Consider the following 254-nt stretch of genomic DNA (forward strand, 5'->3'; position numbering starts at 1 on the left):
GGTTGAAAGCCCCGAGGGCGACGATACGCGCAAATGGGGCCCGCCTTTCATCGATGTGGAAGGCGAACGCTCTGCTGCCTATTTCCACGCCTGCAACCGCGGCAAGCGCTCGATCACGGCCGACTTCCGCACCGAAGAGGGTAGGGAACTGGTCCGCCAGCTCGTGGCTGACGCCGATGTCGTCATCGAAAACTTCAAGCTGGGCGGCCTCGACAAATACGGCCTCGACTATGAGAGCCTGAAGGCCATCAATC

Annotated in this window: 1 protein-coding gene; it reads left to right on the forward strand. The window is 61.0% G+C overall.

Annotated features, from left to right (window positions below; genetic code table 11):
* Positions 1-254 (forward strand): CoA transferase (locus SB719_RS21375; RefSeq protein WP_412159918.1); only part of this gene is annotated, 254 nt, incomplete at both ends.

Source organism: Pantoea sp. SIMBA_079 (assembly GCF_046940275.1).
GTDB lineage: Bacteria > Pseudomonadota > Gammaproteobacteria > Enterobacterales > Enterobacteriaceae > Pantoea > Pantoea borealis.